Raw genomic sequence first — 14,537 nt, forward strand, 5'->3', positions numbered from 1 at the left:
TCAGGACTAGTAGCTGAGTGTACTACGCTATCATTTTGTCCGATAGAGTCATCTATGCTGAAACTATCATCATTATAAATAGGGCTTTGTAATTCATCATGACTTTGCGCTTGATAGTCAATATCATAAGGCTGTAATGGCGCTGACGCTTCATGCGTAATAGCGTTTGAAGATGGCATTGAAGAAGTTGGCTCTATGACTGGCACTTCTATAGAAGAAAAATTAGTGTTATTAGTAACGCTCAATACTTCATCGACTGGCAATGGACGAAATGCCAATAGTCGCAAAATACACATCTCAAGCGCTTGCATAGGGGTACTGGCAAGCTTGACGCCTTCACGCGCTTGTACAACGATTTCATAGTACAGCTGCAATACATCAGGACTGATATGCTGGGCGAGTATATGAATGTCTTTTGCTTGTGCCTCATTGACGTTGAGGGCAACTTCGGGCAATAGCTGGGTCAATGCCAATTGATGTAATAGCTCAGCCAGTCCATCAAACATACTGGTTGCATCGACCATTTGCGCACGCATCTGCTCAATATGTACCGCAACAGCGGACTTATCATGGTTATAAATATCTGTAATTAGACGTACCAAGTCAGCAGCATCGATCAGGCCAAGCATTGCATTGACAGTCGCATCATCAAGCGCCCCCTGTCCAAAAGCAATCGCCTGATCTGTCAATGATAAGGCATCACGTACCGAACCTTTGGCGGCACTTGCCAATTGCCAAATAGCAGGCTGAGTATATCCAACCTGCTCTTTGGTTAAAATATTTGCTAGATGCTCACTAAGTAATGTTTGTGGTAGCGGACGCAGCACGAATTGCAAGCAGCGCGAAATAATCGTGATCGGTAGTTTTTGTGGATCAGTGGTCGCTAGTAAAAACTTTACATGCTCAGGTGGCTCTTCTAACGTTTTGAGAAGCGCATTAAAGCTGTGGGTCGACAGCATATGCACTTCATCAATCAAATAAACTTTATAGCGCCCTTGGCTTGGCGCATAAGGAACGTTGTCTAACAACTCGCGCGTGTCTTCAACCTTAGTACGAGAGGCAGCATCAATCTCAATAAGATCAATAAAACGCCCTTGATCAATCGCCACACAATTATCACAAATACCGCACGGTGTGCTAGTAATACCGGTATCACAGTTCAAGCATTTAGATAAAATACGCGCAATCGTCGTTTTACCCACACCACGCGTACCAGTAAACAGATACGCATGATGCAGACGATTATAATCAATCGCGTTAATCAGCGCTTGCGAGACATGCGTCTGTCCAATCAACTCATGAAAGTTTTTGGGTCGGTATTTGCGAGCTAAAACTTGATATTGCTGCGACATAGCTATCCATTGTGCCAAGTGGTTAATATTCTTATTCTTAATACGATTTTTCGGTATTCATTATAGCAAAAAGCCAGCGCATTCGTCTGGCTTCTTGCTGATTTGATTATGACTCAGCCGCGCTTAATAAACGACTTTGTTTAACGACTCATTAATCATTTTTGCGGCGCATGTGCGGGAATAAAATCACATCACGGATACTGGCTGAGTCAGTAAATAGCATCACTAGACGATCAATACCAATACCTTCGCCTGCTGTTGGCGGCAGCCCGTAAGACAATGCTTCGATATATTCTTCATCAAAGTGCATCGCTTCATCATCGCCCGCGTCTTTTTCAGCGACTTGACCACGGAAGCGCTCCGCCTGATCCGCTGGATCATTAAGCTCGCTAAAACCATTCGCCAATTCGCGACCACCAATGAACAATTCAAAACGATCGGTAATTTCAGGATTGTCATCACTACGGCGTGCAAGTGGTGATGTCTCAGCTGGATACTCAGTGATGAACGTTGGTTGGCGCAGTTGATGCTCAGCGGTTTCTTCAAAGATGATGGTTTTGAGCTTACCCACACCAAACACATCTTTCACTTGCTGTTTGAGAGTGTTAGCGACATAATCAGCCAAATACTCTCGATCATCAATGCGGCTCATATCAAAGCCTTCAGCATATTGGGCAATCGCATCAGACATAGATAGACGAGCAAACGGTGCTTTTAGGCTAATGGCTTCTTCTTGATAGGTCAGCTCTGTCGTGCCCAATACATCGGTTGCCAGCTGGTTAAACATACGCTCAGTCAAATCCATCAAATCATGATAATCAGCATAGGCTTGGTAAAACTCAATCATCGTAAATTCAGGGTTGTGGCGGGTTGAGACCCCTTCATTACGGAAACTACGGTTGATCTCAAATACGCGCTCAAACCCACCAACGACCAAGCGCTTGAGATAAAGTTCAGGTGCAATACGTAGGTATAGTGGCATATCTAAAGCATTATGATGCGTCTCAAATGGACGTGCTACCGCGCCACCTGGAATTGGATGCATCATTGGCGTTTCAACTTCCATAAAACGCTCATTAAGCATAAACTGACGAATGCCGCTGATAATCTGACTGCGAACCATAAAGGCATCGCGAGTCGTCTCATTGGTCATCAAATCAAGGTGACGATTGCGATAGCGCGCTTCTACATCCGCCAAACCATGGAATTTATTTGGCATTGGACGTAGTGTTTTGGTCAGCAGGGTAATCTCTTCGATATGCACGTACAAGTCGCCTTTTCCTGAGCGTCCAATATATCCTGAAACACCGACAATGTCTCCCAGATCTAGTGACTTAATACTTGCACGCGTCTCGTCATCAAGCTCTTTACGGGCCACATAGAGTTGAATACGGCCTGTCATATCCTGAATTACGATAAATGAGCCACGGTTGAGCATGACACGACCTGCTACATTTACCTGTGTTTTTTCGCCATTCGCGGCTTTTTCTTCAATTTCTTGTTTTGACACACCATCAAAAGCCGTTTGCAAATCTTGCGCATAATCCGTACGTTTAAAGGTATTCGGATACGGCTGTTTGCCTGATGCGCTGATATCGTCTAGCTTGGCTTGCAGCTGTGCAATCAGCTCATTGGTATCTTGTACTGGAGTTTGGTCTTGATTTTGATTATTGGCTTTTGACATAACACTCTCAAATGTTGATAAGTTAGTTTTTATATTTAAAAATTTATAAGATTAATCTACGCACAAAAATCCTTTAGCGACGCCGCCCTCAATAGTTTGACGGCAACCAAAAGGAGTATCAGTGGCGGCACAGGCTCCTGTTACGTTTGCCGTACCAGCTTCAATAGCAGTATCCGAATTGGTACATTTGCCTTGGCACTCAGAACTATCGCTACAGGATTTTCCTGCATCTGAAAACTGCTGTACACAGCGATATGCTTGTAGTCGACCTTCTTTGGTGTACTTACCGCCTTTTGCAAGGCATTCTTTTGCCAGCATCTCTACGCTTTTGGATGCAGAATTGGCATTATTTTGTTCTTCTGTCATTGCTAGTGTCTGACAGGCAGATATAAATAATAAGGAAAACAAACCCATAAAAAATAAAGCTAAGCGATTATTCATAATTTTTCTCACCTTTAAAATATGGATTTACTGACCATTGAAAAGCGATTAGTCACCGCCGATGCTGGCCATCAAGTCAGCCTGATGCTCACGTAACAGTGCATCAAGAATCTCATCTAAGTCACCTTCCATAATGGAATCAAGCTTATATAACGTTAGGTTGATACGGTGATCAGTCATACGGCCTTGTGGAAAATTATAAGTACGGATACGCTCTGAGCGGTCACCACTACCGACCAAGTCACGACGTATAGAGTCCGCTACATCGACCTGCGCTTGCACTTTGGCTTGCTGGATTTTAGAGACCAGCATCTTCATCGCATGCGCACGGTTTTTGTGCTGACTACGCTCTTGCTGACACTCTACCACAGTACCCGTCGGAATATGCGTCAAACGTACGGCAGAATCGGTGGTGTTAACGTGCTGACCACCCGCGCCGCTTGAGCGAAAAGTATCCATTTTAATATCGGCAGGATTGATATCAACGGTATCATCGATTTCAACTTCTGGCATGACCGCAACCGTGCAAGCTGATGTATGCACGCGACCTTGGCTTTCGGTTTCAGGTACACGCTGTACGCGGTGAGCACCCGACTCAAACTTTAAACGTCCATATACGCTATTACCCGATACGCGAGTGATGATTTCTTTATAACCGCCATGTTCCCCTTCATTTGCAGAAAGCACTTCTAGTGTCCAACCTTGGCTCTGTGCGTATTTTTGATACATACGGAACAAGTCACCAGAGAAAATCGCTGCTTCATCACCGCCCGTACCTGCGCGAATCTCCAAGAATGCTGGCACCTTATCGTTAGGATCTTTTGGTAGCATCATGACATTAAGCGCTTCTTCCATCTCTACGATAGTATCACGCGCCGTCTCAATCTCATCGAGCATCATCTCTTTCATGTCAGGATCTGTCGCGTCAGCTAGCATCGCCTCAGCGTCGGCTTGATCCGTTTCTGCGCCCAAATAGTTCTGCCATAAGGTCGTGATGTCCATCAAGTCGCTGTGCTCGACAGACAATTCGCGAAATTTATTATTATCACTGATGACACTAGGATCGGATAGCAAAGCGGTGACCTCTTCATAACGGTCTACCATCTGGTCTAAACGCAGGCGTAAGGATTCTTTCATAAAGGGACTTTTAATTGGATAATAGGAATAAGCCCGTGATTATAGCAAATTTTTTGGGGTAAATTAAAACCTCTAAGCATTCTTCTCGATATTCTGAGTAATCTTGTCACTATATTCTCAAATATCTCTACTTATTCTTAAATAAAGATACTTGGTTCTGATATCAAGATTAGTAGACAAAAAAAATAGCTAAGAAGACTCTTAGCTATTTTTATCTATATAAAGGTGTTGTATTGAGACGTTAGACTTTACGAACCAATACTGAGCCAATAGAGTAACCCGCACCAAATGAGCAAATAACACCCAAATCACCTGATGCTAGCTCATCTTTATAGCGATGGAATACAATCATAGGGCTTGCTGAGCTAGTATTAGCAAATTCAGCAATGACGCTTGGGACAATCGCTTTATCTGCTTCTTTACCGATGACAGTGCGTAAAATCAAATCTAGCATATTGGCATTGGCTTGGTGTAGCCACATCATCTTAACATCAGAGGTCGGTATATCATTTTCTTGTAGATGTTCAGTGATAACCTCAGACACCTTTGGACAAACTTCGCGGAACACTTTGCGACCATTTTGCAAAAACAGTTTATCAGTGACCGGCGCTTTGATGTCTGGATACATCTCCGTTTGCGCGGCTAGATACTCTGAGCGATCCATAAAGCCATATTCGTTTTTTATATTGGTCGAAAACTGAGTAAACAGTTTAGCATTTAGAATCTCATAACCCTTCGGTGTGTCTAATTCTTCAACAATAGAAGCTGTCGCCACATCACCAAAGATAAAATGGCTGTCACGGTTGCGCCAGTTTAGATGCGCTGAAGTGATTTCAACATTAACCACAGCGATACGCTTAGCCAGACCAGAAACGATAGAGCCATGCGCTTGCGATAAACCAAACGTTGCGGCACTACAAGCAACATTCATATCATAAGCAAAGCCGCCAACCATTCCAATCTCGTTCTGAATTTCGATGGCAACCGCAGGATACGTACGCTGAAAGTTTGAGCAAGCAAGGATGATACCATCTAGATCGTTGGCTTCAAGTCCAGCATCAGCCAATGCGTCTTTTAACGCAGCCGCGCCCATTTCTGCCATCACAGACAACTCTTCGCCTAAGTTACGATAGGCAATGACTGGTGCCATGATTTCAGGGTCTAAAATACCGTCTTTTTCCATCACATAACGTGATTTGATACCAGATACTTTTTCGATAAAAGCGGCCGAAGAAGGCTGAAGTGCTGTAACAGTCTCTGCTGCTATCTCATCAGCATGCTTTGCATTATAATTTTCAACATACTGGTTAAATGACTCAACTAGCTCTTCGTTACTGATGCTGTAAGGTGGGATATACAGGCCTGTGCCCGTGATACAAGTCGTCATGATACGCTTCCTTGTCTACTACTGTGGTGCTTGGAATAAGCATAAAAGTGGAAAATAATAGCCATTCAGTTTCAGTGAATAACTGTAAACTTAAAATCAGTGCCTTTATTATGCCTGAATATTAAATTTTTTCTAATGCTTTGTTACAAATAATCTGTTTCTGGCGATAAATAAGCAAAGACTCACGTCATTCTTTGATAGCTACGTTATAATTAGCGCCATTTTTCTCTGTGTAACCAACCAAGCACTCCATACACGCTCATCTTTAGGAATACTAATGGTAGAACTTCTTAACTGGTTATTTGGTCAATATGCGGACTACTCCACGACATTTATCGTCCTAGAGTTGATTGCCGTGGTCTTTGGAGTGGCAAGTGTCTTGCTTGCCAGCAAAACCAACATCTTAGTCTTTCCAATTGGCTTAGTTAGCACGGCGATATTTGTGTATTTACTATGGAAGTGGCAGCTGTTTGGCGATATGTTCATCAATGCTTACTATACGGTGATGAGTTTATATGGTTGGATTAACTGGTCAAAAAACAAAAAGAATCAGTCTATAGAGCCTCATGAGTCAAACAACGTCCGTATTGAGCACTTACATGCAGGCGATGTACCTATCTTGTCTGCTTTGGCAGTAGGAACCATGTCGTTTGTGGCGCTGATATATTATTTCCGTCCAGTGATTAACAACGGCTTTAGCTTTGATGGTGCCGTCCTTGGTTTGCACTTATTCACTTGGGTGGACTATACCGACATGCTTACCACTGCTTTGTTCCTAATGGCAATGTGGCTTATGGCAAGGCGCAAAATTGAGCATTGGATACTATGGATCATTGCTGATGCGATATCGGTACCACTGTACTTTTATAAAGGCTTTACTTTTACCGCGCTACAATATGTAGTCTTCACTCTCATTGCAATCTGGGCATATTATGAATGGCAACGACGCTACCGTATACAACCTCGAGCAGCATACGCCTGAATCTGTCATTACTGTCGCAGTTTTGGGCGCAGAAAGTACGGGAAAAACAACCCTATGCCGTGATTTGGCAGCGCATTTCGATAGTCTGTGGGTGTCAGAATATATGCGCACTTACTTGCAAGCCAAGTGGGATGATGAGCAGCTGACTTGTACATGGGATGACCTGCTACCTATCGCACAAGGTCAGATAGCGTTAGAGAACAAACTGGCTAACCAGCTCGCCCAAACGTCTGATAAAAACCGCTATTTGTTTTGTGACACCAGTCTATTTGAGCTGATGGTCTACTCTCGTTGGTATTATGGCGACTGCCCTGCCGCTCTTGAGCAAGCAGCGTTGGCGCATCACTATGATTTGATCTTATTGACTGAGGTTGATATCCCTTGGGTCGCCGATGACCTGCGAGACAGTCCACACCAACGCGATGAGATAAGTGCTTATTTCGCCAATCAATTGAGCAAGCACCAAAAACCTTTTCAACGCATTAGTGGCGATAGAAAAGCGCGCGTGCTGCAAGTAGTAGCGCATCTTGCTGATATAGACAACATATCGAACGAATAAAGTTAAACTTATTAATATTTATATTTTCAAAACTTTTTTGTATTTGAAACTGAAGAGATACCCATGCTAAAGAAGTTTGAGCTTTACTTAGAAAAAACCATATTTAATAGCCGCTGGATACTGGCGCCTTTTTATCTCGGGTTGGTGTTAGGTATTATTTTATTATTTATTAAGTTTGTCCAAAAGCTATGGTATATGTTTGCTGACATTCTGACGGACTCTGAAGCCAGTGTGATTGTAGACATACTGGTATTGGTTGATATCTCGCTGGTTGCCAGCTTATTGCTCATCATTATATTCAGTGGCTATGAGATTTTTGTCTCAAAAATCGACTCTGGCACTCATGATGATCGTCCCAGCTGGATGGGAAAAGTGGATTTCTCAGGCTTAAAATTAAAAGTCATCGGAGCGATCGTTGCTATCTCGGCGATTGATCTTCTGAAATCCTTTATGGATATCTCCAGTGGCATGAGTGAGCTTGATGCTGACAAGCTTATGTGGAAAGTTGTTATTCACATGACCTTTGTATTATCTGGCTTATTATTCGCTATTATGGATAAAGTCGTTGGCGACACTAAAAAGCATTAATACTCAAAAAACGTTGATTAAAAAACATTGACTCAAAAATCCTGATACCTACCCTTTCACACTCTTTTCATAGTTCCTGCACATTTTCTCTTTATGCCCGCCCTATGATGTTCTTTAAAGCCACAGCCTGCTATCTCGGCAGCTGTGAATTAAAGACACGTAGGAGGCGACAACATGCAAAAAACATTATTGACTAAGTTAACCATCATTGTAGGGCTTTGTATTGTTTTTTTGATCGGACTTAGCATGATTAGTAATATCATCTATGAGAGGCAATACTACGCAAAATCAGTAATAAAAGAGATCACCCAGCAGCATGTCAATTCACAAGAAGTCATCACTCCATTTATCGCCGTTCCTACGACAGTCACCCCTGCCTGTCAGTCAGATGCATCAGACACACCAAATATAAAGAGCAAATGCGAGTCACCATACTCGAAAATTGAAACGGTATTTGCCACTCAGACGCAGGCTGCACAAAACCTAAAAGTAAGCACAGACACTTATAAGCGCGGTATCTATAGTGCCGCCAGCTATGATGGTCAGCTGACATTCGATCAAAGTTATACGTTTGTAGACACTTTAAAAAATGTAGACAGTACCGTAACTGCACTGAGTAATACAACATCTCCTAATGCAGACAAAACGCAATTAACCCAAACCATCACTCACTGGAATAAGGCAAAACTGATCATTCCTGTGTCTGATTTACGCGGTGTCGCTACCCTGCCTGCCGTCACAATCAATCAAAAATCGATTGGAGCGAGCTATCCTCAGATACCAATGATAGAGAACCTAAACTATGTTGAAGTCAATATTCCTGAAGACGTATTGGCTCAATTAATGGATCCTACTAGCCAGCAGAATAAAGAGAACCTTGTTACTACAAGCGCAATGGATAAAAATCCAAATAAATCAGACGTAGATCGCCAACCATCTAACCCCAAAGACAATCAAGCGCTCAAGATTACGATCGATTTGCCCTTATCTGGTATTAGTAATTTAACGACGGTGCCTACTGGGCAGAACTTTACGCTGTCTATGCATAGTGATTGGCAAACACCAAACTTCATCGGTAAGGCGCTACCAAACACTAAAAGTATTACCGATGAAGGGTTTGATGCCAGCTGGCAAAATCAGTATCTGACCGTCGCCAACAATCAATCTCTCTCCCAATGTATCAGCACGCCTAACCATCACTGCACCATCATCAATGAACCCACGCTCAATCCCGATAACCAGTCGTACAACCCTGATTCGTTTGACTCATCAAGGGGGCTGACGACAGACAGTGCAGTAGTAGCTGGTAGTAATCAGAGTGTTCTGCTAAACAGCTTTGGGGTTAGTTTTGCGAGTCCTAATGATGTTTACCTACAAACTGAACGAACCATGAAGTATGCTCTGCTATTAATTTTGGTATCGTTTGGCACTTTCTTTTTATTTGAAGTGCTTAAATCCAGTCGCATTCACCCTATTCAGTATCTGCTCGTTGGCTGCGCATTATTTGTTTTTTATGTCCTATTACTACCACTTGCTGAGCAAATCGTCTTTTGGCAAGCATATACTATAGCCGCTAGCGCGTGCGTGGGACTTATTGGTTGGTATAGCTACTATGTATTTGGCGGTTTGAAACGGGCTTTAATTTTTACCACAACACTCGCCGGATTATATACTGCGTTTTTTGGTATTTTAAGTACAGAAGATCTTAATCTATTACTGGGCGCGATATTCTGCTTTATGGTACTTGCCTGTGTCATGGTGATGACTCGCAAACTTGACTGGTACAAGGTCACATAAACCACGCGCTGTATGAAGAAAGTCACATAAACTGATAATAGTTTGAAGTAATGCTGCCTTATCAACTAAGCTAAGGCAGCATTATCGTTATACTAGCCTGGTCGTTACACTACTTGACTATCTTATTGTTTAACGCTTTAGCCCAATTATTGCAATTATCCTCACAGCGCGGGCAGCATTGATTAGGGTCAGAGATTTCATCAACGTAACCGCAATACATACAAGCATAGTAAACCCCTGCTTCTACTTGCTCGACCGGTCGATATTGCTTAGGGAAAAGCGGCATCCCGTAGTCTGTCTTTTCGGAGGTGTGCAATAAAATACTAAAATTGCCATCAGCTTCGAGCAAACCGACACGAACTTGTCCTAAATGCTCAACGCCTTGTTGGCGCATTTCAGCAAAAAACTCATCGTGTGACATTTCTCCCTGTTTAATCTTATCGAGCACCAGCATGCCATTTTCTACAATATACATTGAGCGCCCCTCTAGCAGGTCCTCAAAAGGCTGGAACTTCATCATCGCCCAAGTACACAGCCTATAGAGTGAAATGACCGTACCCATGATGAGTACCGCTTGGATAATGGGCAGGTCTTCGGTGAACATAGGGTCACCTGCAATGGAACCTAGCGACAAAATAATGGTGAGCTCGAAAATAGAGAGCTGACGGACACCTCGCTTACCCGTGAATCGCAAAAATGTGATAATTAATACAAACATTACAGTGACACGTATTAAAATTTCTACGGCAAACAACCAAGTTGTGTCATAAATAAAAATACTTGCCCAATTCATACTATCTTTTCCTATTTATTTATCTGATTTATTGTGTTTAATGAATGTTGTTCTAATAGTTCATTTGATACGACGGACGCACATCATCCCTATTTTTAGACCTTATCGTCAATACAACTATCGTTATTCTGATTTAAAAGAGACTTTTTGCCATAAGTACGACAGAATATCCTGTCCTGTGAGGGTTGCCCTACGAACCATAAATTGAATTAATCAGTTATGAATCTATTATCTTTGCTAAGAAATAAGCGTTCGTTATAACAGCGTATCTCAAGACCTAAAACTAAAATCCTATGTTTGCCTGTTTTGTGCCATTTATTCATTGTAGGAATTACTTTTGAAAGCCACTATTTATACCATTATTGCGTTAATCGCCTTTGCCGCAAACTCTCTGTTTTGCCGAATGGCATTGGCGGAAGGCTATATCGATGCTTGGAGCTTTACCATCATCAGGCTAGTTAGTGCGACAGCTTGTCTAGGCATTATCATGGCTATACATGCCTACAGACTGCGACGCCAAACGTCCAATCATAATAACCCTACTGTTCACGCTATATTAAACGACAAAGGCAGTTGGTTGAGTAGCGGCAGCTTGGTGATTTATGCGCTGTGCTTTTCAATTGCGTATGTAGAGCTTGATACTGGCACTGGGGCATTGATTTTGTTTTCAGCAGTTCAGCTGACGATGATTGGCTGGGGTATTTATAAAAAAGAACAGCTCAGCACATTACAGTGGTTAGCGTTTGTCGTTGCAGTGGCGGGGTTTGTATATCTGATGTTGCCATCAGCTGCCATGCCGTCGACATTGGCGGCAGCGTTAATGGCTATGAGCGGCATAGCTTGGGGAGTATACAGCATACGCGGTAAATCATGCATCTCACCACTACGAGCGACAGGGTTCAACTTTGTGCGTAGTTTAGTCGCTGTGCCTATACTATTACTGGTAGGTATGACATATCTAGATGATTTGGGTTTCAAAAATATCAGTTTGGATGGCCTTACCACTGAAGGTGTGCTACTCGCTTGTGCATCAGGAGCGATCGCCTCAGGTATGGGTTACAGTATCTGGTATACAGCGATGCCACTATTAAAAAACACACAAGCCGCTATTGTTCAGCTATGCGTCCCTGTGATTGCTGCGTTGCTAGGTGCGATATTTTTGTCTGAACAGCTGACTATGCCATTTATAGTTGCAAGCACAGTCATTTTGGGCGCGGTCTTGGTATTTACCTTAAATAAGAAAGTACCGGTATAAAATAAGGCTATTGACAACCTATCATCAGCTAAGTTGCTCAAAAAGGTTCAAGCTAATTACATTACTGAACAATATAAAACGCCCCGACTTTAATCAATCGGGGCGTTTTTGTATTCGAGTTATTGTTTTAATATTGCTATTCTATGGTCAATCGTCGTTGAACAACAGTCTTAAACGACTGTCACTTTTAGACGAGTATCGACATTGCCACGAGTGGCATTAGAATATGGGCACACCTGATGTGTGGCTTCGATCAACTGTTGTGCCTGCGCTTCGTCAACACCCGATACTTCAACGTGCAACTCTATATCCAAGTTGTAGCTACCATCTGCTTTCATACCGATACCGACTTGGGCAGAGGTTTTAGAAGCGGTGACAGGCAGTTTCATTTGCTGCGCAACCATGCTCAAAGCGCTATCAAAACAAGCGGCATAACCCATAGCAAAAAGCTGCTCTGGATTCACACCTTCCTTATCTTGTTCTTGAAAAGACACCAAATCAAATCCTAATGAACCATCATCTAATCCAGTATGACCAGAACGTCCACCAGTGGCTATCGCGCGAGTTTTATAAAATATTTTCATGATTTATAATTCCTTATCTATATTATTAGAGGTCGTACTTACGCTGTTGCGATAAGACTATTATAGAATCGCTGGCAGTTATCCGTTAGAACAGACCTCTATAACTCTTGCCTAATCCTATAGATTTTTATACTATCAGTCATTCTTACAAAACAAGCTATCCTCATGAATCAAGAAACCATTGACCGACTTCTTAATATACTGCCTAGGAATCAAACCCTCGAATCTAATGTCGCAGGGCTATTTTTTTACTGTGCCGATAAACCAAGCAAAGCTGTTAGCTATATCCAAGAGCCAAGCATTTGTATTGTACTGCAAGGTGAGCGTGAGATTTATTTAGGAGCGGACTGCCAAAGATTCAGTAATAGCCACTTGATGTTTTGTCCTGTCAATATTCCGCTGAGCATGCATATAAAACATGCCTCAGTAGAGAGTCCTGTTATCGTCTTATCTATGAAATTAAATCTCGCCATGATTAGGGAGATATTGGCACAAATACCCTCTAAAAAACCCACAGCAAATGGTCATTTAGGCATAAAGTGGCCGTTAGATGATGCAATAATGGCGGCATTTGATCGATTGATACGCTTGCTTGATTATCCAAACGATATTGAATTTTTGGCGTCACTGATTCAACAAGAAATATACTATCGACTACTCTCAGCGGAGCAAGGTAACAAGCTTAGACAGTTGGTCGTTGATGGTAGTCATACACACCGTATTGCCCAAGTCACTGACTGGATCAAGTCGCATTTAAATGAGCCTATTATGGTAGAGAGTCTAGCCAGTAGATGCGGCATGAGTGTCTCAGGGTTTCACCAGCACTTCAAAGAAATCACCCAATTGAGTCCACTACAGTATCAAAAAAGCTTAAGATTGATGGAAGCAAAGCGATTGATTAGGATACACGGACAAGGAGCACAGATATCGCAAATAGCCATGCAAGTTGGCTATGAAAGCCCCAGTCAATTTAGCCGAGAATACAAGCGGCTGTTTGGAGTCAGTCCGAGCAGTGAGCTAATGTGATAACTGTCTCATCATGTATACCTATAGCGGCAATATTTTATTATCGTTGTGATGGTAACTCTGGAACTTATCAACGTGAGGTATGTGACGCCTTTATAGCAAAACCATCTCTACAGCTTACTTGTAGAACGATTCAATGAATTTATCATTTATTTACCACTACAGATTATTGATTAACTATCCTTCGAGTGCCTTCTAGCGCTATCCTCTTGTGGCTACAAGAGCTCATCTGAGTATCAAGATATCCACTGATATAGTGGATTCAGTTTACAAGAGATACAAGGCAACCGAGCGCAGATGTATATGTAATACTTCAAGTGAGGTTAACGCTGTCACTCTCTTATAGAGGATTGACTATAAATAGATTTTAAGGCAAATATCTACTCAAAATGTCTCTATACTTTCTTATTTTTTAGCTAAAAGAGATTTGTTATTCGAATAAAAAACAGTTGACTCACCGATATATTCGTATTATAACATATAATATATATTTAAAATTTTGAATATATAGCGTAGTTCTTTCTACGCATGTTTATCCAAAAGCTTGGGGAGGAAATGACATGATTCGTTTAAGCTACACTCTCAAATGCTGGGCGCTAGGTATCACTTTTTTTTCCGTGTTCTATTTTATGGTCGTCATGAGTGACCCAGGCTTTAGCAAATATATCTATATGTTGGCCCTCAGCACTCTACTCTTCCCCATTGCCAAGCGTGCAGTGGATGTGATGACAGATTTTTTTACCCCAGATCTCGAGCTATTTAATGGATTGCTGCCGTCAATTCTGATTAACGGGGTGATTTGGATACTCACACCATTTATCGTAGCACTGACAGTGATTGCGTTCATGCTTTATAGCATGGGCGTGCTGACAGAAAAAATCAGTCATTAAAATCACTTAGACAAAAGGCCAGATTAACAATGGTTAATCTGGCCTTTTTATTTGTGATACCT

The 14,537-nt window shown here is 42.2% G+C and carries 14 protein-coding genes; 7 read left to right on the forward strand and 7 right to left on the reverse strand.

The features are described 5' to 3' along the window. From dnaX to ACHUET_RS05610, 5 genes are all read right to left on the reverse strand, one after another. A partial coding sequence (gene dnaX, locus ACHUET_RS05590) for a DNA polymerase III subunit gamma/tau (protein ID WP_394211342.1) occupies positions 1–1,352 on the reverse strand: 1,352 nt, incomplete at its 3' end. A 151-nt stretch (positions 1,353–1,503) separates the two neighbouring features. Next, positions 1,504–3,036, reverse strand: coding sequence for a lysine--tRNA ligase (gene lysS, locus ACHUET_RS05595; RefSeq protein ID WP_394211344.1), 1,533 nt, complete (start codon positions 3,034–3,036; stop codon positions 1,504–1,506). Positions 3,037–3,087: 51 nt separating this feature from the next. Next, the gene (locus ACHUET_RS05600; RefSeq protein WP_394211346.1) at positions 3,088–3,477 is read right to left on the reverse strand and encodes a hypothetical protein; all 390 of its coding nucleotides are present in this window, start codon (positions 3,475–3,477) and stop codon (positions 3,088–3,090) included. Between the two features lie 48 nt (positions 3,478–3,525). Beyond that, a complete protein-coding gene (gene prfA / locus ACHUET_RS05605; protein WP_371532102.1) occupies positions 3,526–4,614 on the reverse strand; it encodes a peptide chain release factor 1 in 1,089 nt (362 codons plus the stop codon). 241 nt (positions 4,615–4,855) lie between these two features. Further along, positions 4,856–6,001: a beta-ketoacyl-ACP synthase III gene (locus ACHUET_RS05610; RefSeq protein ID WP_238038258.1), complete on the reverse strand. Its 1,146-nt coding sequence runs from the start codon at positions 5,999–6,001 to the stop codon at positions 4,856–4,858. Between the two features lie 277 nt (positions 6,002–6,278). Between ACHUET_RS05610 and pnuC the strand changes: the two genes are divergently transcribed. The 4 genes from pnuC to creD all read left to right on the forward strand — a co-directional run bounded on the left by pnuC (position 6,279) and on the right by creD (position 9,927). Beyond that, a complete protein-coding gene (pnuC, locus tag ACHUET_RS05615; protein WP_394211349.1) occupies positions 6,279–6,983 on the forward strand; it encodes a nicotinamide riboside transporter PnuC in 705 nt (234 codons plus the stop codon). Continuing rightward, a complete protein-coding gene (locus ACHUET_RS05620) occupies positions 6,934–7,542 on the forward strand; it encodes an AAA family ATPase (RefSeq protein ID WP_394211350.1) in 609 nt (202 codons plus the stop codon). The genes pnuC and ACHUET_RS05620 overlap by 50 nt, the downstream gene beginning before the upstream one ends. Positions 7,543–7,605: 63 nt before the next feature. Beyond that, a complete protein-coding gene (locus tag ACHUET_RS05625) occupies positions 7,606–8,130 on the forward strand; it encodes a TIGR00645 family protein (protein ID WP_394211351.1) in 525 nt (174 codons plus the stop codon). A 174-nt stretch (positions 8,131–8,304) separates the two neighbouring features. Then, a complete protein-coding gene (gene creD / locus ACHUET_RS05630; RefSeq protein ID WP_394211353.1) occupies positions 8,305–9,927 on the forward strand; it encodes a cell envelope integrity protein CreD in 1,623 nt (540 codons plus the stop codon). A gap of 109 nt (positions 9,928–10,036) precedes the next feature. Here creD and ACHUET_RS05635 read toward each other — a convergent pair whose 3' ends face one another. Further along, positions 10,037–10,720, reverse strand: coding sequence for a DUF421 domain-containing protein (locus ACHUET_RS05635; protein WP_394211355.1), 684 nt, complete (start codon positions 10,718–10,720; stop codon positions 10,037–10,039). Positions 10,721–11,057: 337 nt separating this feature from the next. On the opposite strand from ACHUET_RS05635, the gene ACHUET_RS05640 reads away from it, so the two are divergent. Then, positions 11,058–11,975 carry a DMT family transporter gene (locus tag ACHUET_RS05640; protein ID WP_394211356.1) on the forward strand — a complete coding sequence of 306 codons (918 nt, stop codon included), beginning with the start codon at positions 11,058–11,060 and terminating at the stop codon, positions 11,973–11,975. A 170-nt stretch (positions 11,976–12,145) separates the two neighbouring features. Here the strand turns inward: ACHUET_RS05640 and ACHUET_RS05645 are convergent, their stop codons facing one another. Next, a complete protein-coding gene (locus ACHUET_RS05645) occupies positions 12,146–12,559 on the reverse strand; it encodes an organic hydroperoxide resistance protein (RefSeq protein ID WP_394211358.1) in 414 nt (137 codons plus the stop codon). Between the two features lie 165 nt (positions 12,560–12,724). Between ACHUET_RS05645 and ACHUET_RS05650 the strand changes: the two genes are divergently transcribed. Next, positions 12,725–13,585, forward strand: coding sequence for an AraC family transcriptional regulator (locus ACHUET_RS05650; RefSeq protein WP_394211360.1), 861 nt, complete (start codon positions 12,725–12,727; stop codon positions 13,583–13,585). A 560-nt stretch (positions 13,586–14,145) separates the two neighbouring features. Beyond that, the gene (locus ACHUET_RS05655; RefSeq protein WP_394211361.1) at positions 14,146–14,475 is read left to right on the forward strand and encodes a hypothetical protein; all 330 of its coding nucleotides are present in this window, start codon (positions 14,146–14,148) and stop codon (positions 14,473–14,475) included. The last annotated feature ends 62 nt before the right edge of the window (positions 14,476–14,537 follow it).

Source organism: Psychrobacter piscatorii, from assembly GCF_043641605.1.
Taxonomy (GTDB): Bacteria; Pseudomonadota; Gammaproteobacteria; order Pseudomonadales; family Moraxellaceae; genus Psychrobacter; species Psychrobacter piscatorii_C.